Here is a 23,413-nt window from a genome sequence, read left to right on the forward strand (position 1 = left end):
AATTTTAAACAGCTAGGTAAGCTTTTGCTGCCGACTTTCTTTTTCACACAATTCAAAATAATGTATAATGAACGGGTATTACTATGAGGAGTTGGGTAATGATTAGGAAGAAAAATAAGGCAAAATTAAAGAATCTAATTGCAATGTTGGTTAAGCATTTTACCTTAGCCCAACTCTCAAGCTCGGCAGCGACACTCGCGTACTATACATTACTTTCAATTTTCCCAGCATTATTGGTAATTGGAAACTTGCTACCAATGATTGGGATTGACGCGAATACTGTATTGACCTACCTTCAGACATTGGTTCCAGCAACAGTGTATAGTTTTATTCGGCCATTAGTCCTGGATTTCCTTCAGCGGGGAAGTGGTGGGGTTTTGACTACTGGGGCCTTGATTGCACTTTGGTCGACGAGTCAAGGGATCGCTGCTTTTCAAAGAAGTGTTAACCATGCTTATGGAATTGCGGAAAACCAAAATCCAATCAGCAATCGGGTAATTTCGTTTATTTGGATGATTGTCGTTGTGATCATTATCTTCGTGATTGTTTTCCTGTATGGGGTCGGTGAACAATTCCTCAAATGGCTTCAACCATTCCTCCACTTTAACCGTCGTTACATCTACCTGTTTAGTAGTTTGAAGTGGCCGATCACTTTTGCGGTCATTTTCATTGCTCTGACGATGTTGTACTACTTTGTCCCTAATGCTAAGGTTAGGTTACGTTTTGCTGCGGTTGGGGCGTTCCTGGTTTCGATCTTTTGGCTATGGCTCTCTAAATTATTTGGGTTATATACCATCCTGTTTAGTCATGGTGTAATTGGTTATAAGACGATCGGTGCATTTATCGCAATGATGGTTTGGCTTGACTTTTCTGGTTACCTCATCATGATGGGGGCGGCAATTAATGCGGCATTTCAAGAAGCTCATGATGGTGAATTAGTTGAAAAGGAGCATTTCTGGCAGCTCATTAAAACTGAGCATGATGATGCTCGAAAACGAATTGTTAAAAAATAAAAGAGGTCGGAAAATATTTATTTTCCGGCCTCGTTAAGGATTATTAAGATGGAATGATTAGTTATTCAGCGACAGGAGCTTCCTTTTCGTCATTGAAAAGGACAGTTGGGATTGTATCAACATACTTTGCAGAAATAGGGGTTGCGTAAATATCTTCATCATTCTTAAAGAACAGGTGGGTGTTTGAAAGCTGGTTCATTGCTTGACGAACGGTTTCAGCGTTTAACTGGTCATTAGCGTAGCTCAACTTTAATAAATGCTTTTTACCAAGACTACCCTTGAACATTAAATTAAGAGTTTTCATAAATTAAAACTTCCTTTCTAAACTATTAGTCCATTACGATTGATTGAGTTCCAATCACGTCCGCATTAATTACCTTTTCTCCAGTTAAGGCTTCCATAGCAGAGCTGAGAAGGGTAAATTGTTCTTCACTAACGGTTTCGGTAACGTTGTTAAGGACATGCTTTACTCCTTTCGGGTGCTTTTCTCCAACCAGCGTTAACTGAATCTTAGCGGCTTTGAACTTCCGAGTCATGCTCATGATGAATTCTCCTTTGGGTTTAATTTTTAATAAGTAGCGGCCACTGCTTACACCTATAACAACGAACGAGAAGTGAATTTGTAAAGAAGGGATTTAAAAATGGCAAAAATCACTAAGATTGAAGCACAGAAACGTCAAGGACGGTATAACGTTTATCTTGACGATAAGTATGCCTTTCCTGTAGCAGAGAGTGTCCTAATTCAATTTCGGTTGATGAAGGGGATGGAGATCGATCAGGAACTCGAAGCTCAGATTACGACCGCCGACCAGATTGCTCGCGCTTATTCTCGAATGCTCGATTACTTATCTCATCAGTTACGGACAGAAAGTGATGTTATCAAAAAACTTCGGGATCTTGAAACACCTGAAGAATTTATTGAACCGGTTTTGCAAAAACTCCGTGCTCAGAAATTGCTTGATGATCATGAGTACGCTGCTAGTTACGTGCGGACGGAAATGAATACTGACCTCAAGGGACCGGAAAATATTAGACAAAGGCTCCGAATAAAAAAGATTGGGGAAAATGATATTGATGATGCACTAGCCCAATTTACTCCTGAACGCCAACTTGAAAATGCAACCAAACTAGCGAAAAAACTGTTTCGCCGTTATCGTTCGCAACCGACCCGTCGTCAGGAGCAAAAGGTTCGCCAGGGATTAATAACCAAAGGGTACCCAAGTTCAATTTATGATCAAATTAAAGAGCAAGTAGAACCGCAAGAAGATTTTGAACAACAAGAGGAATTACTGGAACGTCAAGCTGAGAAACTCTGGTACCGTTATCGGCGGTACGATGGCCGTGAACGAGAGATAAAGTTTAAGCAGGCAATGTACCGAAAGGGCTTTGACTTAGACGCAGTTCAAGAGTGGTTAGACAACCATGAATTGTGAGAAGCCTTTTCAGACTGGTAAAATACTGGTAAAATGTGTAAGATACGTAGAAAAGCTACAAATAAAAAATTAAAAGAGAAAGTATAATGACAGAAAAGAAACTACATATTGATGAAAGAAAACTGCAACGTCAGTATGGCTACCGATTTATTAAGCGCCTTTTTGATGTAGTAGCATCTTCGGTTGCGGTAGTGATTCTCAGTCCATTTTTTTTAATCATCGCAATTGCAATTAAAATCAATGATCCTGCGGGTCCCGTTTTTTATACTCAAACCCGAGTAGGAAAAGACGGTAAGCCTTTCAAGATGTTTAAATTTCGGTCAATGGTTACCAATGCGGACGAACTTTTAGAAAAGCTTCGTGATCAGAATGAAGTTGAAGGAGCAATGTTCAAAATGAAGGAGGATCCTCGGATTACCAAGGTTGGTAAGTTTATTCGGAAGTATAGTTTGGATGAACTGCCTCAATTATTGAACGTTGTTGGAGGTTCGATGAGTATTGTTGGGCCCCGGCCACCGCTACCATACGAAGTTAAAGAGTATACTGATTATGATCGTCAACGCTTAATGGTTAAGCCTGGTGCTACTGGGATGTGGCAAGTCGGTGGGCGAAATGCCTTGAGTTTTGATCAAATGGTTGAACTTGATTTAACCTACATTAATGAACGTTCGGTATGGCTTGATCTTAAGATTATGTTTGAAACCGTTAAGGTGATGATCAAGCCCAACGCTGCTTATTAAGGAGAACGACTGTGAAGACAAAAGTATTAGTTGCTGCTCATAAGAATTATGCAATGCCCAAAGACCCATTGTATTTACCAGTCTTTGTTGGTAAAGAGATTCATCCTGATGTTAACCATACTTTCCAGGGTGATAATACGGGAGACAATATTTCAGCGAAGAACCCTTACTATAATGAATTAACAGCGATTTACTGGGGATGGAAGAACTTAGACGTTGATGCAATGGGGTTAGTTCACTATCGTCGTTACCTAAGTCTTAACCACCAAAAATCACTGGATGAGGTATTGTCAAGTGAACAAGTGGCTGACTTGCTTAAGGATCATGATATTATCTTGCCACCTAAACGACGTTACTATATCGAGACAAATGAATCTCACTACCTCCACGCTCATGAGCATGAACCATTTGAGATAATGCGTCAGGTGATCCACCAAAATTATCCTGAGTACGTACCTGCATTTGAAAAGGTCATGAAGCGAACATGGGCTCACATGTTTAATATGTTTATTATGAAACGCAAACCGCTGGATGAGTATTGTACATGGATGTTTGATGTTCTTGGTGAAGTTGAAAATCGGATTGATATTTTAAATTATTCAACCTATGAACAACGGGTTTACGGCTTTTTAAGCGAGCTACTATTGGATGTATGGCTTGAGGTTCACCCTGAATATTCGACGGTTGAAGTAAAGTACGTCTTCATGGAGCATACTAACTGGTTCAAGAAGGGCGGTAAGTTTGTTCTGCGGAAGATTACAGGACATGCGTAAAGAGGAGGCAGATTTAATTGCCTAAGTTATCCATTGTTGTTCCTTGTTACAATGAGCAAGAATCAATTCCATTATTTTATCCTGCTGTTGAAAAAGTTGTTAATAAGATGCCAGTCGAGGTTGAATATTGGTTTGTTAATGATGGTTCGGCTGATAAAACCCTGGATGAATTACGAAAGTTGCATCAACAAAATCCTGATAAAGTTCATTATGTATCCTTTTCTAGAAATTTTGGTAAGGAAGCTGGGCTATATGCTGGACTTGAAGCGACGACAGGAGATTATGTTGTTGTAATGGATGTTGATTTACAAGATCCTCCTGAATATTTACCAATAATGTATAAGTATATCTCTATAGGAGAATATGATTGTGTTGGGATGCGACGAACTGATCGTACTGGTGAAGCAAAGTTTAAATCATTCCTTAGTGATAAATTCTACGATGTTATTAACAAGATTTCCGATACTAAGATTGTTAATGGTGCTCGTGATTATCGAATGATGACTCGCCAAATGGTTAATGCCGTCTTATCTTTAAAAGAATATAACCGTTTCTCAAAAGGAATCTTTAATTGGGTTGGCTTTAAGACTAAATACCTACCATATAAAAACGTCCAACGGATTGCTGGAACAACTGATTGGTCCACTTGGAAGCTATTTAAGTATGCTATGGATGGCATAACTGACTTTTCCGAAGCACCACTGTCAATTGCCACCTGGATTGGTGGGATGTCAGCATTCTTATCAATTTTAGGATTAATTTTTGTAATTGTTCGTAGGATTATTGAACCAAGCAGTAGCGCTTTTGGTTGGGCATCAATGGTTTGTATTATGTTATTACTTGGCGGATTGCAGTTGATGTGTATTGGAATTGTCGGCAAGTATATTGGTAAAATCTATATGCAAACTAAACAACGACCAATCTATATTGTAAAAGAGAAAAAGTAGGAGGGAAGTAGGGTGCAATATCTATCATCCAAATATCAACGGTTAATTAACCTTGAGTTAGATGGACAAATCCTTTATGAAATAGCGTTTGCCTTTTACTTTGTAATTGCTTTTCTTCAAACCTCAACCTATACTTTTTATTTTCCTGGTAACCTTCTACATCAAATTGCTTTTATTCCATTAGCGATCGTTTTGTTTAAGATTATCTTTTTTGATTCAAACACAATAAGAAAAATAACGGTTAATCTTTTAGTCCTTGCAATCCTATTCATTACTTGGAGGACATCAGGTGAGTTTATCCTCTTTCCAATGGGGATTTTTGTCTTAGGTGCTAGAAATGTAGATTTTAAGAAAATCATTTACTTATATTTAGTGTTAGGAACGATCCTTCTCTCGTTTGTCTTTTTTACTTCTCTAATCGGTTTAACAAAGAATCTAATTTTTCATCGGGGAATTCACACATTAAGACGGGCATTTGGGATTATTTACCCAACTGATTTTGCTGCCCATATTCTCTACCTAGTATTGGCATATTGTTATCTTTACTTCAATAAGCTTTCGTGGAAGAGTTATACAGTATTTGTACTATTAGCAATCTTCCTCATTAAGTTTTGTGATGCACGTTTGAATGCCTATGCTTTGATTTTGGTAATTCCAGTAATGATGATCGGACAACGGGCACAAAAAGGATATATTGTTTCAAGATCGATTGCTATCTTTTACTGGATTTTACCAGTTTTAGCAGCTTATGTTACAGTTTTCCTGTCGTACCTATACGCACCTGGACACAAGTTATTTGAACAAATGAATAGTTTATTGTCTGGTCGGCTATTTTATAGTCACGAAGCTATAAAAAAATATGGCTTTAGTCTTTTTGGTCAGCATATTCATGAAAATGGTTATGGAGCTGCTGGTGGAATAAAAAGAGCAATTATTGGAAATGACTATTTCTATATTGATTCTGCGTTTATAAGACTGCTTATTATTTATGGAATAATAATAGCTTTGTTGATTGTAATAGTAATGACTATTATTTCTTATTGTTCTATTCAAAAGGCTGATTTTGCCTTAGCAAGCATTATGGTTATTGTAACGATTAGTGCAATTGTGGAACAACGTCTGCTAGATTTTGGCTACGATCCGTTTTTAATTGCTATTTTTGCGCAATGTTATTTTTCAGACAAATTGATATCGGAGGAGAAAAATGAAAAACGTAACTTTAAATAATTTAATGAAAAAACACGGGAAACCAGTTTTAGTTGTTCTTATTTTTGCTATCCTCGGTGCTTTAGCAATGGGGGTAGATGCTAAAAAGAAAAAGTCAACTACCTATACCGCTAGTCGTCAAATTGTAATTTCTCACAATATTCCTCAAGAAATGCGGACAATGTCAAGCGGTGCTAGTATTTCAATTGTTGGTGAAGATAATAATATGATGCCAACCTATAAGGATATTGCCGAAAATGGAACCATTGCTCAAGAAGCACGAAAGCATTTGTCTAAGTCAATGAAGAAAAAATACTCAACAGATGATATTAAAAGTGCCATTGATGCTAAAATTTCACAACAATCGTTAGTGATGGAGTTAAAGGCAAAAACATCGTCTAGGGAAGCATCTGTAAAGATTGTTAACGCAACTGCAAGGGCAATGAAGGAAAAATTACCACAGCTACAACCAGGAGCAGGAACGGTAACCCTTCTACAAAAAGCCACAATTGACAATACCGATAGTCAAACATCTCCTAGTACAAAGAAGTATGTAGTTGTTGGTTTTGCTTTAGGTGCATTACTAGGATTGATTATTGAATTTGTAATTTTCACAATTAAAAACTTTGGACATAAAGAGTAAATTAAGATGAAAAAAGTAATTTTTACAGTTGCTGACTATGGAAATGGTAATAATGCAGGACCAAAGGCAAAAAGAGATGTGGATTATTATTTATCACAATCTGGCTTTGAAGTAATTCATCAGCAATTAAACAACAAATCTAAGTTAGATAAAATTAAAACAGCATATTGGGTAATTCCGCGTCTATTTAACAATGTAGAAAAGTTTGATGAGCTATTTTTCCAGTATCCAACTTATTCTAGCTATGTGATGAAAAAACTTATAAATAAAATGCGTTCAAAAAGTAAGAAGCTGTTCTTCATTATTCATGATGTTGAATCGCTTCGCCTTTTTCAGAATGACCAAACCTATTGGGATGGTGAACGAGCACTTTTTAACGCTACTGATGGCTTGATAGTTCATAATCATAAAATGAAACAATGGCTACAGGAAAATGGTGTTACTGTTCCAATGGTAGAATTGGGAATTTTTGATTATAACAACCCTCAAAAAATAAACCAAAATTCAGAATATGATAGAACAATATGCTTTGCTGGGAACTTAGCAAAGTCCAAGTTTCTTGATAAAATAAGTTTACAAGCTGGAAAATTAGAAATTTTTGGTTCATATCCAAGCGAACACTATTTAAAAGGCGTTTCTTATCATGGTCAAATGAGCCCAGATAAATTACCAAAGAAACTTACTCAAAATTTCGGGCTAGTTTGGGATGGCGATCAATTAGATACGTGTAGTGGTAAGTTTGGTAATTATATGCGCTATAATAATCCGCACAAGGTTTCCCTTTACTTAAGCAGTGAACAGCCGGTAATTATTTGGAAAGAAGCCGCTCTGGCTGATTTCATTTTGAAAAATAATTTAGGAATTGCAGTAAACAGCCTCGAAAATCTTGATGACATTTTAGAAAATATTACTAAGAAGCAATATTCTGAAATGAAGATGAATACTATTGAGATTGCTAAAAAGTTACGAAAAGGTGACTTTATAAAGAGCGCAGTAAAAAAAATAGAAAATATTACTGAATAAAAAATATAGCCAGATGGTAACTGTAATTACTATCTGGCTATATTTTTAGTTTTGTTTAATTCTGTTTAACAATTTGGGCATTACTTGGTAAGCTTCCTGACCAATCCTGATAGTTTATTTGTGAGCTACCTGCAATTGTTTGACGATCCATTCCGTCACTATCAACATGGTGAGTAACACCATATTGATCGGTCCAAACAGCAACATCGTTAAGCCCTAACTGTTTTTGACTGTTATTATTGACATTACTATTAGCAGTTGAAGAGCTTGATTGTGATGATGATGTTACGCTAGCACTGCTACTAGTTGAGCTTGTCTTCTTAGTAGAATTTTGCTTACTGTTTTTACTAGTCTTTTTAGTAGCTTTCTTAGTAACTTTTTCAGTTTTGGTATGTGAAGATGATGCTGTGTCCTTAGAATTCTTTTGTGAACCACAGCCAGCTAACCCAAATCCTAAGATTGTAACTAACATTCCGGACAAAAATAAACGACTAAATTTCTTCATATAAGTATCTCTCCTATATTGAAAGGTTCAAATCAACTATACTTGATAAGTATTTAATAGTATAATTATAGCATTTGCAGGAAGTTTATTACTAGTTGAATAAACGCAAACAAACTGATTTTAACATTATCTAAAATTTTCATCAATAAATAACGTTACATATGAAAGGATGAACATTCCATGACAAAGTATGACTATCTTGTAGTTGGTGCCGGCCTATTCGGTGCTAACTTTGCCTACGAAGCAGCTAAGCGTGACAAAAAGGTTAAGGTAATTGAAAAGCGTGATCACATTGCAGGAAATATTTACACTAAGGAAGTTGACGGTATTCAAGTCCATCAATATGGTGCTCATATTTTCCACACTTCTAATAAGGAGATCTGGAATTATATTAATCAATTTGCTGAATTTAATCGGTATACAAACAGTCCTGTTGCTAATTACAAGGGGCAAATGTATAACTTGCCGTTTAACATGAATACCTTTAGTGAAATGTGGGGTGTTCGTACTCCAGCAGAAGCACTGGCAAAGATTAACGAACAGCGTCAAGAAATGGCGGGTAAGGAACCGAAGAACCTTGAAGAACAAGCTATTTCGCTAATTGGTCGGGACATCTACGAAAAGTTAATTAAGGGTTATACCGAGAAGCAATGGGGTCAAAAAGCTACCGAATTACCAGCATTTATTATTCGGCGGTTGCCTGTTCGTCTGACATATGACAACAATTACTTCAATGATCTCTATCAGGGAATTCCAATTGGTGGTTATACTCAAATTGTTGAAAAGATGCTTAATAGTGAATTAATTGATGTTGAAACTGGAGTTGACTTTTTCGAGCAGAAGGACGATTATTTAGCTAATTATCCTAAGGTTGTATTCACTGGAATGATTGATCAATTCTTTGATTATCAACTTGGTGAACTTCAATATCGGAGTCTACGTTTTGAAACTGAAGAAAAGGATGTTGGTAATTACCAAGGGAACGCGGTGATTAACTATACCGATGCTGAAACACCATACACACGGATTATCGAACATAAGCACTTCGAATTTGGTAAGGGCGACAAAGATAAAACGATTATTACTCGAGAATATCCAGCAGACTGGCATCGTGGCGATGAACCATACTATCCGATTAATAATCAGCAAAATAATGAACTTTACAAGAAGTATGCTCAACTTGCTGCAGAAAAGGCTAATAATGTTATCTTTGGTGGACGGCTTGGTCAATATCGCTACTACAATATGGATCAAGTTCTTCACGCAGCCTTAGTTGCCGTAAATAAGGAGTTTAAGTAATTAGCAATGAAAGTTATCAAGAACTATTTGTATAATGCGGGATATCAAATTTTGAACATGATCATTCCATTGATCACTGTTCCTTATATTTCTCGTGTTTTAGGTGCACATGATGTTGGGATTAACGAATACACTAATGCATGGGTAACTTTCTTTTACCTTATGGGGCAAATGGGAATTACTCTTTATGGTAATCGAGAAGTAGCCTACCATCGTGATGACTTATATGAACGTTCGCGAACTTTTTGGGGAGTTGAAGCGTTACAATTATTGACCGTTTCTTTATCCCTTATTGCATATTTAGCTGCTGTTTTTCTTTTTAGTACGACTTTTAAATATTATTTTCTCATGCAGGGCCTCTGGATTATTGCAACAGGCCTGGATGTTTCATGGTATTTTATGGGGTTGGAAAACTTCAAAATTACGGTGGTACGAAATGCACTAGTTAAATTAGCCTCTGTAATTTTGATTTTTACTTTTATCAAGTCAACAGCTGATTTAGGAAAATATATTTTAATTTTAGGTGGCGCCCAAGTTGTTGGTAATTTAACATTATGGCCCTATTTAAAGGGAAATATTGTTTGGGTTAAAATTAGTGATTGGCATCCATTTAAGCATTTTTATCCATCATTATTACTGTTTATTCCAACTATCACCACACAGGTCTATCTTGTGTTGAACAGATTGATGTTAGGACATATGGATTCACAGGCTGCCTTGGGGAATTTTGGACAATCAGATAAGATTGTCAAGTTTGTTTTAGCAATTGTTACCGCAACTGGAACAGTAATGTTACCGCATGTGGCTAATAAGTATGCTAAGGGTGACATTGAAGGTGTACGAAACAGTTTGTATTCTTCATTTGAATTTGTTTCATCTATTTCGATTCCAATGATGTTTGGGTTGATGGCAATTTCAAAACAATTTGCTCCATGGTTCTTAGGGAGTGGCTTTCAAATGGCTGGTCAAATTATGTTCCTTGAATCACCAGTAATTGTTTTAATTGCATGGAGTAATGTTACTGGTACTCAATATTTGATGCCGGTTAACCGAGTTAAGGAATTTACAACTTCAGTAACTATTGGCGCTGTAAGTAATGTTGCGTTTAATCTGGTTCTAATTCCGTTTTGGGGAGCTAATGGGGCAACTTTGGCAACAGTTGGCTCAGAATTCTTAGTCACTGCTTCTCAGCTAGCAATGATTAGAAAGACAATTAGCCGACGTAAGATGTTTGGGGAAGTTTGGAAATATGCAGTTAGTGGGTTAGTAATGTTTATAATTGTCAATCGAATTAGTAATACTATCCAAATGACGATTGCCAATTTAGCATTGGAAGTTGCCGTCGGAATAGTAATTTACTTATCTGGCCTGTTTATCCTCCATGCTAAAATTTTGAGCCAAGCAAAAAATATTATCGGTAAGAATTAATATATGACAAAAACCTAACAATTTTATTGAGAAGTTGCGAGCATGAATTTTATCTTTTATACTTGACAAAGTGTTATGTTTAAAAATTAATTTAAAAAATAGATTTCGTCCCACTTTTAGGAGGATTAAAACGTTTTGAATAGTCGCAAGAAAAGATTTAAACTTTACAAGTCAGGAAAGCAATGGATTACAGCAGCGATCGTTTCGATCGGTTTTATTGCTGGAACACAAGTAAAGCATGTTCATGCTGATACGACTACTAATCAGATCCAAACTACGCAAACTCAAACCACAGCAGAGAGTAATGCTTCTCAAAGTACAACTTTGACTATTGCTAATAACGAAAATAGTAATTCTGCTAGTGCATCAGTAGCAAGTGCTCAAGCTGCTGCAACTCAACAAAATCAAAATGTCAATGCTGAAATTTCATTTGCTCAAAGTAAGGTTGTGGTAAATACAACTAATCAAGTAAATGCTAGTTCTCAAAGCTCTAATAATATCGATGCAGCTGATTTAAATAATCAGGCTAGTGATATTGATATTCAATCAGATGTTAAAAATACTGGTTGGCAAAAAGTAAACGATAATTGGCATTATATTAAAGAAGATGGAACCGAACAAACAGGTTGGTATAGGTCACAAGCTGGTTTGTGGTATTATTTTGATCCAACAAATTCAAACGCTCTAAAAAATTGGCAAAAGATTGATGGTTATTGGTATCATTTTGATCCAGTAAATGCTTGGGCAGATACTAATTGGCAAAATATTAATAATCATTGGTATTATTTTGATCCAACAAATGCTGATGCAAGAACAGGTTGGTTTAAATCTAATGCCGGAAATTGGTATTACTTTGATCCAACAAATGCCGACGCAAGAACAGGTTGGTTTAAATCTCAAGCAGGATTGTGGTATTATTTTGATCTAACAAATGCCTGGGTATTAAAGGATTGGCAGTATATCAATAATCACTGGTATCATTTTGATCCTATTAACGTATGGGCAGATACAGGTTGGTTTAAATCTAATGCCGGAAATTGGTATTACTTTGATCCAGCAAATGCTGACGCAAGAACAGGTTGGTTTAAATCTCAAGCAGGATTGTGGTATTATTTTGATCCAACAAACGCTTGGGCATTGAAGAATTGGCAGTATATCAATAATCATTGGTACTATTTCGACACTGTTAACGTATGGGCAGACACTGGTTGGCAAAGAATCAATGGTAAATGGTATTACATGGATCCAACTAATGCCTGGATGTTAACTGGTAATCAAGAAATTAATGGCAAAACTTATACCTTTAATTCTGATGGATCATGGGCTGATGGCTGGGATTGGCCATTCCCTCAAGATGGTGAAGGTTACTTTGGTGGCGGACAATTATTTGGTGTTCATGCCGGTGGTGGATTCCGATTAAATGGCTTTCATGATGGCTTAGACTTTGGTTCAATTGATCACCCAGGTAGAGAAGTACATGCTATTCACGGTGGTACTGTTAAAATTGTCGGATATGGTTCCGGATTAAGCTGGTATGCCGTAGTTGATACTGGTGAATATCTAGTTGTTTATCAAGAGGCATTCTCTAGCAAGAATAATATTCTCGTTCATGAAGGACAACAGATCAGTACTGGTGATGTTATTGGTATTCGTGATACTTCACACGTCCATATTGGTATTACCCGAGATCACAACTTTAATCATGCTTTAGCTAGTTCATTTATTAATAACGGGACTTGGCTGGATCCTCAGAAAATTATCCGTGAGGGATTGTAAAAATAGGAGTAAGGATTCACTTATTAACAAAGTGAATCCTTTTATTTTGTATAATTGTTTGAGAAAGAAGTGGTGTATCAGATGAAAAAGTTGAACCAAAAAGAGATAAAAAAACATTTATTGGATATTCTGTTAAATTTTAAGAATTTTTGTGACAACCATGACTTGAAAATGTACCTTTGTGCAGGAACGTTGCTAGGGGCAGCCCGACATCATGGATTTATTCCTTGGGATGATGATATAGATGTTTGTATGGACAGAGAGAGCTATCAAAAGGTAATGGAGATTGCTAAAAAGAATAGTGTATTTAATGAACATTATAAGATAACTGATTTTCAATTTAACGATTCAAGTTACCCATTTATTAAAGTAGTAGATTTAACAACTAAAATGAGCCAACAATTTGAAAATGATGAGGCAGATTATCTCTGGATTGACGTTTTTCCTATGGATGGTTTACCAGGGGATAAATCATTACAAAAAAAGTTGTATCAAAAAGTTGCTATTGTACGTGAAATACAAATGTTAAGCTTTGCTAAAGCAGGTCAAGGAAGAACGTTGGCGAAGAAAATATTAAAACCTTTAGTTATTCCTTTTGCGAAAATGTATGGTCTTAGACGAGCTAATGAAAAACTTAATCAGTTATCACGGACCTATGATTACAATAAAACAGGTTGGATAGGTGATGTAATGTGGGGTGACTATGGTAAGGAAACTATGCGAACTTCAGATTATTTTGAAAGTACTAAAGTTAATTTTGAAGGATATCAGTTCGATACGATGGCTTGCTGGGATAGCTATTTAACCAAACTTTATGGTAAGAATTATATGGATATTCCACCTAAAGAAAAACAAGTTAATCATTGCCTTCAAGCATGGCTAAGGTAGTTATCCTAATTATATAAATTTATGGAGATATTAAATGAAAAAAGTACTAGTTATTGGTGACTTTATTAGTGGTAGTGGTCTTACTCAGGTTATCTTTAACATTTTTGGTCATGTTAATAATAATTATCAAATTGACGCAGTGGCCTATGGGATAGATCCAACGGACTTTACTGATAAGAAGTGTAAGAAGTTGGGGTGGAAGATACACAGAGTTATACCAGTTACAAAAAATCCTATAAGGCATTGGCAATGGTGGAAAAAATTTTTTAAGACGCATGAATATGACATTATCTATTTTAACTATTCTGCATCATGGAATTATTTGCCGGTTATTTATGCCAAAGAATATTGTCATGCAAAAATTATATGTCATTCTCATAATGCGTATTACAGTCATACATTTTCTAATGCCTTAATGATGGATTTACTTAATATGGTTAACAACCATGGAAAAAAAGTGTTTGATCGAAATGCTGATGTAAAAATAGCAACGTCTAGTGAAGCTGGAAAATGGATGTTTGGAGAAAGTTCTAACAATGTACATGTAATTGATAATGGATTGGTTTTATCCAAATATCAGTACGATTCTGATCAAAGAAGAAGAATTCGTAGACGTTTACAAATATCGTCGGACGAAAGATTGATTGGTTTTGTAGGAGTAATGCAGGATAGGAAAAATCCTTTGTTTGCGTTAAATGTATTTGCAAAATATCATAAAATTAATCCCAATAGTAAGTTTGTTATTTTAGGAAAAGGACCATTAAAAACACAGATAAACGAGCAGGTAAAGTTACTTGGATTGGAAAAATATGTTACACAGATTGATTTTGTATCAGATGTTAATAATTGGTACTCGGCAATGGATGCACTTTTATTTACCAGTAAATATGAAGGATTTGGTTTGGTAGCTTTGGAAGCTCAAATTAGTAATTTACCGGTATTAGCATCGGCTACAAATATAGATAAGATCTTTGCAACTGATAATATCTATAAAATTAGCGGACTGAATGAGGAAAAGTGGGCAAATAAACTGGAAAATATTTTTCAAAGTTCAAAAGGAATACGAAAAAATAGTCTAGATCCAAAACTAAAAAAGTTTGGTATTGAGAAACAAGCTGAAAAAATATTTAAGTTAATTGGATTGAATGGTTAGCTTACTTTATATTTTGTAGGAGATAACATGAAAAAAAGAATAATAGGAATTGATTTATTACGAATCTTATCAATGTATATGATTATGACATTACATACAATGTCAAATGGAGGGGATTGCTTTATCATCAGGTAAATACAGTACATACGCAAATTATTATGCTCCTTACTTTTCTTAATAATGTTGCGGTTGATTTGTTTGCTTTGATATCAGGATATGTTGGGTTGACGTCTCATCATAGGTTCTCAAGAATTGTAGAATTATGGTTACAAGTAGTCTTCTATTCCTATCTTATTTTGATAGCTTTTCTTATACTGAGACCACAATATGTAGATAAAGGACAATTATTTGGAAGCCTCTTCCCAACAGTATCAATGCAGTACTGGTATTTTAATTCCTACATATTGGTTTTTATATTTATGCCATTAATAAATTACGGAATATCAAAATTAACATATAAAGAATTCACAATCATATGTGTATCGTTGTTTATTACAACCAGTTTCTTGGGATTAGATATTTTTAATGATAAGGTTTTTAATTTAGGTAATGGTTTTAGTGGTATGTGGTTAATCATAATGTATTTGTATGGGGCCTATATTAGGAAATTTGGTAATAAACTCAAGAAATTATCTATTAAAGCTGACCTTATCGGTTATTTTATAGTCGCTATTATCGGTGTTTTGACATGCAATCTTATAACACTTAATCATAAAGAATACATGAACGGATCGATTCTTTATAATGATTGGAACAAATGGTTTGGGTATAATACTCCTTTTGCAGTTTTGGGAGCTATTTTTCTTTTTCTTGCTTTTCTTCAAATTGAAATTAGCAATATAAGGGTACGTAAGCTAATTATAAAATTAGGCGCATTGTCATTTGGTACCTACTTACTACAAACTAATTATATTGTTTATGCCTGGTTTAGAGGGCACTATACTAATTTTTACAACCATAATATATTTATAATGGTTATATGCATATTTGCTACAGCGATGGTGTGGTATGTTTTTGGTACTTTAGTGGATGCAATACGGAGTTTTCTTTTTAAGAAGCTTAACATAATAGATAAAGTTGTGAATCTAATTAAATTTAGTTTAAGGAAATTGAATATTAATGGATATTAGGTCTTCTCAATTTACATTGTGAAACATTAATGCCACCCGCAGAAATGTGAGTGGCTTTTTGTATACAAAAAATCTCACTAATAGGTTTACTATTACAAAGTAAACGATTAGCGAGATTCTTTGAAAATGAATTATTAAATTTTAACTTTAATTATTTATCTAACAGCCATGCGTTATCTTGATCAAAATAATAGAGTTTACCATCAATATATTGATAACCGGTTACCGCATGTCCATCGTCATCGAAGTAGTACCGATGCCCATTAATAGTTTGCCACCCAGTTAGCGCCCAGGCATTTGCTGAATCGAAATAGTACCACTTATCATCTAACTTTTGCCACCCGGTTAAGGCCCAAGCGTTATTTGAATCAAAATAGTACCGGTGCCCGTTAATAATCTGCCATCCGGTTTCAGCCTTTCCGTCATTATCAAAGTAATACCATAATCCAGCTTGTGACTTAAACCACCCAGTTAGCGCCCAGACATTCGTTGGATCGAAATAGTACCACTTATCATTTAACTTTTGCCACCCGGTTAAGGCCCAGGAATTATTTAGGTCAAAGTAATACCGATTACTATTAATGGTTTGCCATCCGGTTAATGCTTGTCCGTTATTATTAAAGTAATACCAAGCTCCTGCAGGTGACTTAAACCATCCAGTAGCAGCGTCACCACCATTATTAAAGAAGTACCAATGGTTACTTAAGTTAAACCAACCAGTCTGCATTGCACCAAAGTAGCCATTGTGGTTTGGCTGAAGATAGTAAACTTTGCCGTTAATTGTTTGAAGACCGCTTTCTAGTTGACCAGTACTTGGACTTAGGTAATACCATTGTCCACCATTGTAGCGCCAACCATGACTCAACCAGGCATTACTATCATCAAAATAATACCAAGCATTGTCTAAATATTGAAATCCTTTGAGTGCCCAAACATTACTAGGGTCAAAGTAATAACGATTACCATTAATTATTTGCCAACCACGCAGTGCCCAAGCATTTGTTAGATCGAAGTAATACCAATTATTATTGATATTCTGCCAGCCCTTGTCAGCCCATGCATTACTGTAATCAAAGTAATACCAATTATTATTAATATATTGCCACCCAGTTAACGCCCAGGCATTAGTATTATCAAAGTAATACCAGTTGCCAGCACCTGATTGATACCAGCCAGTTTGCGCAGTGCCATCTTGGTTGAAGTAGTACCAGTTATTATTTATTCGTTGCCAGCCAGTAACATTATTGCCATTAATTGAATATGACCATTTCCCATTATTGTTAGACCATTCACCCGAGTTAGCTACTAACCCTTGATAGTCGATCGAGATATCTAAGTCACCATTATATCCAGGAATGCGACCATGGGCGTTAAACTGCCATGCCCCATAGTTCTGGTTCCTTAGGCTAGCTGAAGATGGTGAATAAAGGTATTGAGCAATCCAAGTACGGCTTTTCCCAACTGTTGAACTAACATTATAAGTTTGATCATAAGAGGTTGAGGCATAGACTGCATGGTTAGTAAAGCCACGATTATTTAATTGATTCCAGAAAGCATTTAAATGGTTAGCAACTCCGTAATATTTGGTAGTTGTATCTTCCATGTCAGCATAAATTAAGGTGTTTTTGTCTAGCCCTAAGGCCTCCATTTCATTTGCTAAATAGTTAGCCTCATTGATTGCAGCACCCTGGCTACCAAATTTGGCATAGTGATATATTTGAACATTTAAGCCAGCATTTTTAGCATAATTAATTTGTTGACCAGCATATCGATTAATATAGTAGGTCCCTTCGGTAACCTTAACAATCGCTGTTTTAACTCCGAGATTTTTTAAGGTAACAAAATTATTAGGAGTCATACTAGCTTGATAACCACTAATATCAACTGCATCTACTCGAGGGTAGTTAGCGTCACCAATATTGATTACTGGTGTGCCATCATAAGCAGTTTGTGCAGCTGCCTTTACGGTCGTATATGCAGTTGCAGGAGCAGTCGAATTTTGACTGTTAATACTTAATGATTGCGTTGGTTCAGCAGTACTTTCACTAGCCACATTATTATTGGAACTAGCAACGAAAGCACTTGCTGAAGAGGCGTTTTGACTTTGTGTTGAAGCGGAATTAGCACTTAAATTGGCATTTGAATTTACTTGTTCGGTCTGTACCTGGTCAGTATCAGCTTGAACGTTTTTAGAATTTAAATATAACGAGGTTGATAAAGATAATAATGTTAATGTTGAAGCAAGATAGATATGGTTCTTCTGAGTCACTATAATCCTCCTAAAAAATTTATATAACGATAACTATTATAATTCCTAATACTAATTATTTAATTTCAATAATATTAAGATCTGTTAACAAATTGTAATTTTTTTATGATTAATGTGTAGGAAGAAATAAAAAATAGTGATATATTACTAGTGTTAAATTATTTTTATTTGGGAAGGTAATTATGAAAAAACATTTTAAGCTTTATAAATCAGGAAAGCTTTGAGTTACTGCAGCAGTTGCTGTATTATCATTTGCAGTTTCAGCTAATTTGAACCAAGCATCCGCTTCCGATAATACTGAAGTCACCTCGACTCAAAACGAGTACTTTTTAGGTAATAATGACAAGTCTAATGATTCAAATATAACTACCAACATTAACGGTTATACGAATCAAAATGGTACTTGGAAGAATACTAGTAGTCAAAATGCAAATGGTTGGCAAACCGCTGGCAATGATTGGTACCACTTTAATAATGGTAATCAAAATAAAGATTGGCAAAATATTGATAACAACTGGTACTACATGAATCCAGAAACCGCAGTTCTAGAAAGTGGTATTCAGAAGATCAACAATAATTTCTATTACCTGAATGATAAGGCAGATGGAACATTTGGCGCAATGAAGACTGGTTGGCAGTATGTTGACGGTCATTGGTATGGTTTCAAAGGTGATGGTAGTGCATATCTTGGTTGGCAAAATCTTGGTGGTAACACTTATTACTTCAAACCAGAAAATGCGCAAATGGCAACAGGGGATACTTTAATTAGTGGTAATTACTATTACTTCGATCCAGCTTCTGGGCATCAATTAAAGGGAATGTTAGTTGATGCTAATACTAAGCTATTAAAGTATTACGATCCAAGTACCGGTATTCGGCAAACTGAACTTACGGTGAAGGGTCACACCTATAAGTTCAATCCATTAACTGGAGTGATTGATACTACTATTCTTAATGATGGGTTAAATCAAATTGCTGGTCATGTCTATTATTACAATCAAAGTGCAAACAGCTTTGCCTTCAATAGCTGGCAAAAACTAAATGGTGCTTGGTATTATTTTGATCTAACTAATGCTTGGGCAGATACTGGATATCATATTATCAATGGAATTGAGTATTACTTTGATCCGGTTAATGCTAATTTATACCAAAACCGTTGGGTAAATGTTAATGGCTGGACCTACCATGCTGATAATAGTGGCCGTTTATGGTTTCCGCAATGGTATAGTCAGTTTCCTGTTGGAGAAGGGTGTTCTGTTTACTCTCTGGCAATGATGTTAAGTCCTAAAGAATATATTAATATGGGATATGAAGTAAATCTTTTACAGTATCGTCAGGCAGGGAATGTTTATAATGGAGTAGGGTTCTACCTAATTATCCAACCTGATTCCTTAGTAGAACTTGCTCATCATTTTGACTCTTCTGTCAGAAATATTTCTGGAAGTAGCGTACGACAAATAATTGATACAATTAATTCAGGTCGACCAGTACTTTATTATGGATATTCAAGATATGAAAGATCTTATGCGCATCACAATCATGCTAAGGTAATTGTAGGTTACCAAAATGGTTGGTTCCGGATTTTTGATCCTTGCTATAGTTATGCGAGTCAAGGATCATTTGGATGGAATGCCTTCGACTATGGTGCAAAGAGTTGGATTACAGTTAGTCAGTTTGCTCGCGAATACGCAGGACAAGCAATTACAGTTGATTAAGAGATAAGGGATCTTTACCTTGTGTTAGGTAAGGTCCTTTTTATAATTGTTTCAATAAACTTAATGAATTATAATTATTGAGTTAGATATAATTAATATAAGAAAGCAGAGTATGTGTTTATGCAAGTAGTTCTTATTATTGCTCATAAAGATGTTGATCAAGTTATTGAATTATCAAAAAAACTTAGGTCAACGTTCAAAGTAATTATTCACTTCGATAAAAAAACTTCAGTTTCAGAAGCACAGAAAAAGGAGCTTCAACGATTAGGTGTAGATTACTTCTCAAAAATTAGTGTCAATTGGGGAAGTTGGTCAATTGGTCAAGTAGCTGTTGAATTAATGCGTCGGGCAATGAAAGATCCAGAAATTGATTATATTCACTTAATTTCAGGACAGGATTGGCCCTTGAAACCAGTTGAGGAGATTAATAGATTTTACGAAAGTAATGACAATATTTATTTGCGTTACTATAAGGCCGACGTAAAAAAAGGACATGACAATGCCCTTAATTGGCAAAAATTTTATTATAATTATGATAAAATAGATCGTCACTCTATGCTTGGTAAAGTATATAACCGTTTGAGTACCTGGACTCAGAGCTTACTGAGGGTAAATAAGTTAAAGAAATTAGGAATCGATCTTGAAATCTATACGGGGGCTAATTGGTGTGATTTACCCCGAGATGCCGTTCAATACTGTCTGGAATACTTTGATCATCACGAAAACTTCCGTAAAATGTTAAAAACAGGAAGTTTCTCTGATGAATTTTGGGTACAGACAATTATGTGTAATGCTCCACAATTTAAATCACGATTACAATATGATTATCATCGTTTTATTAAGTGGGAACATATTCATAATAGTTTCCCCGCAATTTTAGATGAGCGTGATTATGAAGCAATCAAGAAAAGTAACGCAATGTTTGGCCGAAAATTTGAGAGTCCGTATTCAGATAAGTTAATACGGTTACTTCCCTAAGACGTATTAATTAAGGAGTGAGAAAAATCAATAAGTATGTTTTAGAATGGCATGATAGCGAAAAGAACACGGGTGGAGTTAAGGCTAAGCAAGATGCCGTAACTTTTCTAAAAAAAGATGGTTTTATTTCTATAGAGGTACCTTCATCAAAAGTAGGTAAAGTATGGTCATCCTTTTGGGCAAGATATATACTTAGGAACCTTAGTGGAATAATTGTTATTCAGTATCCTTCTGGGAAACCTTTTTTGAGAAAATTATGGTTAGAAGCAGCATATAAAAATAAAAAGCTGAAAGTTATTTTATTAATTCACGATTTAGAATCTATTCGTTTCTTTAATGATTCCAAATACTCTGATGTAAGGCAGAGTGAATTTGAATTTATTGCTAAAGCTGATGGATTAGTAGCATTAAATGAAAGGATGAAGTCACTTTTAGTCAAAGGTGGTATAGTAAAGCCTATTACTACATTAGATGCTTGGGATTATGATAATAAGAATCCAATAATTGAGAAAAAAGATTATCAGAGAAGGATATGCTATGCGGGAAATTTAAGAAAAGCGTTATTTTTAAGCGATTTAAAATGCAAAACTAGTATTTGTGTATTTGGTCCTAACTCTGAAACTACATTTTCAAAATCGATTAAATATATGGGGCAATTTTCACCACAGGAACTTCCTAGTCATTTAAATGGTGATTATGGTCTAGTATGGGATGGGGTATCAGCAGAGACTTGCAAAGGAATGTATGGTCAGTATTTAAGATACAATACTCCTCATAAATTCTCACTATATATAAGTTCGGGATTACCTGTAATCGTATGGGATAAAGCGGCAATTGCAGAATTTGTAAAAAAATATAATGTTGGACTAACTATAAGTAATTTAAATGAGATTGATAATTTGTTGCATTCAGTACCAAGTTCTCAATATAAAGAACTCCAAAAAAATGTGATAAAAGTCGCAGAAAAGATGAGAAGTGGGCAGTTTTTAACGACAGCAATTAATGAGCTTATTAAAAAAATAGACTAAATTAGATAATAATGGAGATTTGAAGTGCCCCATAGTTGGACAAAAAATTCCAACTAATGGGGTTTTACTATGACTAAATTTAGTTTAGAAGTTAAGCTGAAAATAATCCAAGTATATTTATCTGAAATTGGTTCAACGACGGGTGCTTGTCAGTTGAGTATTAAGAGATGTGATTTCGTCCTGAAGTGGGTAGCTCGCTATCGAAAGTATGGGGTTCAAGGTCTAGAAATTCGTTCGCCAAAATATGATTATGATGATTTCAAACTAAAAATCTTAAATTGGAAAATACAAGATTTCGTATCTACAAATAGCACTTCAATTTGACATTGGTAATCTAGGGACAATCGTTACTTGGCAAAAGAAGGTTAAGGAACGTGGAATTGAGACCCTGTTCACCAGAAGAAGACGGGCAACTAATCATAATCGTCAAGCTAGTAAGCAATTATCAGAGTTAGATCGGCTAAAAGCAGAGAATCGAGCTTTAAAAGTGGAGAACGAATACTAAAAAAACTCGACGCCTTAGTTCAATGTTGCGAATAGTCAAAGAAGAATATCAAATCATTCAAGAACTAAGACACGAATTTGGATTTAACTTAACGGAAATTTTGCCACACACCGCCTTTAAGTGAAACACGTCTTATTATCAAGCGTATTGCCGAGAGCCAGAAGATAATTAAGAACTACTTAAAAAATATTAAGGACATCAAGCAACAGCACTCAGGGGCTAGGGTTACCATCGTGTGACTGACGAACTATACCGTCGTGGCATTAAGGTTAATCACAAACGCGTGAGTCGTCTAATGTGGGAGAAAGGGCTGTCGAAACTCGAAAATATGATTCGTCAGTTGGCCCTCAGGGTAAGAAGACTAAGAATCACCTACACCGTCGCTTTAAAACTGATCGCCCATATCAAAAAATGGTGACTGATGTGAGCGAATACCGCTATGACAATATGAGCCAGGATGAGCGAGTTTACCTTTCACCGATTAAAGATTTATGTTCTGGTGAAATTGTTAGTTACAATATCGGTGATCATCCTACTACTGACTTCGTGATGAAACCGCTAATTGAGCAAATTAATAAGCAACCTAAGCTTAACTACCGCATAACGGTACATTGTGACCAAAAAAATCCAATATCAAATGAATGTGTGGCATCAAACACTAAAGAAAAACCATATTTTCAAAGCATGTTACGCCGGACACCTGTTTAGACAATGCGCCAATGGAGAGTTTCTTTCACACTATGAAAGTCGAATTGTATTATGGTCATCATTATCAAACTAAGCAGGAATTGATTAAAGCCATGAAGGAGTGGATAGAATACTATAATCGGAATCGAATTAAGCACATATTAAAAGACAAGACGCCGATTGAATATCGAAATCTTGTCTTAGAAAAAGTTGCCTAAATTAAAGTGTCCAACTTACAGGGTTCACTTCAATGGTGTTATAATGCCAATTCTTA

The 23,413-nt window shown here is 35.4% G+C and carries 24 protein-coding genes; 20 read left to right on the forward strand and 4 right to left on the reverse strand.

What is annotated here, in order from left to right; translation table 11 throughout:
* The first annotated feature begins 98 nt into the window (after positions 1–98).
* Positions 99–1,013 (forward strand): YihY/virulence factor BrkB family protein, encoded by a 915-nt coding sequence (locus NFR46_RS06495; RefSeq protein ID WP_251575755.1) that lies wholly within the window; start codon positions 99–101, stop codon positions 1,011–1,013.
* A 61-nt stretch (positions 1,014–1,074) separates the two neighbouring features.
* On the opposite strand, the gene NFR46_RS06500 is transcribed toward NFR46_RS06495, so the two are convergent.
* Together NFR46_RS06500 and NFR46_RS06505 are read right to left on the reverse strand one after the other, a co-directional pair.
* Positions 1,075–1,317, reverse strand: coding sequence for a DUF2922 domain-containing protein (locus NFR46_RS06500; RefSeq protein WP_251575757.1), 243 nt, complete (start codon positions 1,315–1,317; stop codon positions 1,075–1,077).
* A gap of 25 nt (positions 1,318–1,342) precedes the next feature.
* Positions 1,343–1,555 carry a hypothetical protein gene (locus tag NFR46_RS06505; protein WP_251575759.1) on the reverse strand — a complete coding sequence of 71 codons (213 nt, stop codon included), beginning with the start codon at positions 1,553–1,555 and terminating at the stop codon, positions 1,343–1,345.
* Between the two features lie 99 nt (positions 1,556–1,654).
* Here NFR46_RS06505 and recX point away from each other — a divergent pair, with 99 nt between their 5' ends.
* From recX to NFR46_RS06540, 7 genes are all read left to right on the forward strand, one after another.
* Positions 1,655–2,446: a recombination regulator RecX gene (gene recX, locus NFR46_RS06510; protein WP_251575761.1), complete on the forward strand. Its 792-nt coding sequence runs from the start codon at positions 1,655–1,657 to the stop codon at positions 2,444–2,446.
* Between the two features lie 86 nt (positions 2,447–2,532).
* Positions 2,533–3,186, forward strand: coding sequence for a sugar transferase (locus tag NFR46_RS06515; RefSeq protein ID WP_251575763.1), 654 nt, complete (start codon positions 2,533–2,535; stop codon positions 3,184–3,186).
* An 11-nt stretch (positions 3,187–3,197) separates the two neighbouring features.
* The gene (locus NFR46_RS06520; protein WP_251575766.1) at positions 3,198–3,959 is read left to right on the forward strand and encodes a DUF4422 domain-containing protein; all 762 of its coding nucleotides are present in this window, start codon (positions 3,198–3,200) and stop codon (positions 3,957–3,959) included.
* Between the two features lie 17 nt (positions 3,960–3,976).
* The gene (locus NFR46_RS06525; protein ID WP_251575768.1) at positions 3,977–4,906 is read left to right on the forward strand and encodes a glycosyltransferase family 2 protein; all 930 of its coding nucleotides are present in this window, start codon (positions 3,977–3,979) and stop codon (positions 4,904–4,906) included.
* Positions 4,907–4,918: 12 nt separating this feature from the next.
* On the forward strand, positions 4,919–6,133 hold the full coding sequence (locus NFR46_RS06530) for a hypothetical protein (RefSeq protein ID WP_251575770.1): 1,215 nt from the start codon (positions 4,919–4,921) through the stop codon (positions 6,131–6,133).
* Positions 6,111–6,755, forward strand: coding sequence for a YveK family protein (locus NFR46_RS06535; RefSeq protein ID WP_251575772.1), 645 nt, complete (start codon positions 6,111–6,113; stop codon positions 6,753–6,755). The genes NFR46_RS06530 and NFR46_RS06535 overlap by 23 nt, the downstream gene beginning before the upstream one ends.
* Before the next feature lie 6 nt (positions 6,756–6,761).
* The gene (locus NFR46_RS06540) at positions 6,762–7,778 is read left to right on the forward strand and encodes a glycosyltransferase (RefSeq protein WP_251575774.1); all 1,017 of its coding nucleotides are present in this window, start codon (positions 6,762–6,764) and stop codon (positions 7,776–7,778) included.
* A gap of 55 nt (positions 7,779–7,833) precedes the next feature.
* Here NFR46_RS06540 and NFR46_RS06545 read toward each other — a convergent pair whose 3' ends face one another.
* Positions 7,834–8,283 (reverse strand): hypothetical protein, encoded by a 450-nt coding sequence (locus tag NFR46_RS06545; protein WP_003716759.1) that lies wholly within the window; start codon positions 8,281–8,283, stop codon positions 7,834–7,836.
* Between the two features lie 180 nt (positions 8,284–8,463).
* On the opposite strand from NFR46_RS06545, the gene glf reads away from it, so the two are divergent.
* The 6 genes from glf (at position 8,464) to NFR46_RS06580 (ending at position 15,957) form a co-directional block, all read left to right on the forward strand.
* A complete protein-coding gene (gene glf / locus NFR46_RS06550) occupies positions 8,464–9,582 on the forward strand; it encodes a UDP-galactopyranose mutase (protein WP_251575776.1) in 1,119 nt (372 codons plus the stop codon).
* Between the two features lie 6 nt (positions 9,583–9,588).
* Positions 9,589–11,010, forward strand: coding sequence for a flippase (locus NFR46_RS06555; RefSeq protein ID WP_242334052.1), 1,422 nt, complete (start codon positions 9,589–9,591; stop codon positions 11,008–11,010).
* Between the two features lie 135 nt (positions 11,011–11,145).
* Positions 11,146–12,786, forward strand: coding sequence for a KxYKxGKxW signal peptide domain-containing protein (locus NFR46_RS09475; protein ID WP_420908592.1), 1,641 nt, complete (start codon positions 11,146–11,148; stop codon positions 12,784–12,786).
* A gap of 81 nt (positions 12,787–12,867) precedes the next feature.
* Positions 12,868–13,674: a LicD family protein gene (locus tag NFR46_RS06570; protein WP_251575778.1), complete on the forward strand. Its 807-nt coding sequence runs from the start codon at positions 12,868–12,870 to the stop codon at positions 13,672–13,674.
* A 34-nt stretch (positions 13,675–13,708) separates the two neighbouring features.
* A complete protein-coding gene (locus tag NFR46_RS06575; protein WP_251575780.1) occupies positions 13,709–14,827 on the forward strand; it encodes a glycosyltransferase in 1,119 nt (372 codons plus the stop codon).
* 116 nt (positions 14,828–14,943) lie between these two features.
* Entirely contained in the window at positions 14,944–15,957 is a 1,014-nt protein-coding gene (locus NFR46_RS06580) for an acyltransferase family protein (protein ID WP_277612858.1), read from the forward strand.
* A gap of 151 nt (positions 15,958–16,108) precedes the next feature.
* Here NFR46_RS06580 and NFR46_RS06585 read toward each other — a convergent pair whose 3' ends face one another.
* Complete coding sequence (locus NFR46_RS06585) at positions 16,109–18,226, reverse strand: GH25 family lysozyme (RefSeq protein ID WP_251575782.1); 2,118 nt, start codon at positions 18,224–18,226, stop codon at positions 16,109–16,111.
* Between the two features lie 269 nt (positions 18,227–18,495).
* On the opposite strand from NFR46_RS06585, the gene NFR46_RS06590 reads away from it, so the two are divergent.
* The 6 genes from NFR46_RS06590 to NFR46_RS06615 all read left to right on the forward strand — a co-directional run bounded on the left by NFR46_RS06590 (position 18,496) and on the right by NFR46_RS06615 (position 23,357).
* A complete protein-coding gene (locus NFR46_RS06590; RefSeq protein ID WP_251575783.1) occupies positions 18,496–19,941 on the forward strand; it encodes a C39 family peptidase in 1,446 nt (481 codons plus the stop codon).
* Between the two features lie 120 nt (positions 19,942–20,061).
* On the forward strand, positions 20,062–20,919 hold the full coding sequence (locus NFR46_RS06595) for a beta-1,6-N-acetylglucosaminyltransferase (protein WP_251575785.1): 858 nt from the start codon (positions 20,062–20,064) through the stop codon (positions 20,917–20,919).
* Between the two features lie 17 nt (positions 20,920–20,936).
* Entirely contained in the window at positions 20,937–21,947 is a 1,011-nt protein-coding gene (locus tag NFR46_RS06600) for a glycosyltransferase (RefSeq protein ID WP_251575787.1), read from the forward strand.
* Positions 21,948–22,016: 69 nt separating this feature from the next.
* Entirely contained in the window at positions 22,017–22,271 is a 255-nt protein-coding gene (locus NFR46_RS06605) for a hypothetical protein (RefSeq protein ID WP_251575789.1), read from the forward strand.
* A 478-nt stretch (positions 22,272–22,749) separates the two neighbouring features.
* Positions 22,750–23,160: a hypothetical protein gene (locus NFR46_RS06610; protein WP_251575791.1), complete on the forward strand. Its 411-nt coding sequence runs from the start codon at positions 22,750–22,752 to the stop codon at positions 23,158–23,160.
* Positions 23,161–23,171: 11 nt separating this feature from the next.
* On the forward strand, positions 23,172–23,357 hold the full coding sequence (locus NFR46_RS06615) for an IS3 family transposase (RefSeq protein ID WP_277612859.1): 186 nt from the start codon (positions 23,172–23,174) through the stop codon (positions 23,355–23,357).
* Positions 23,358–23,413 lie beyond the last annotated feature (56 nt).

This window comes from Limosilactobacillus agrestimuris (assembly GCF_943193105.1).
Taxonomy (GTDB): domain Bacteria; phylum Bacillota; class Bacilli; order Lactobacillales; family Lactobacillaceae; genus Limosilactobacillus; species Limosilactobacillus agrestimuris.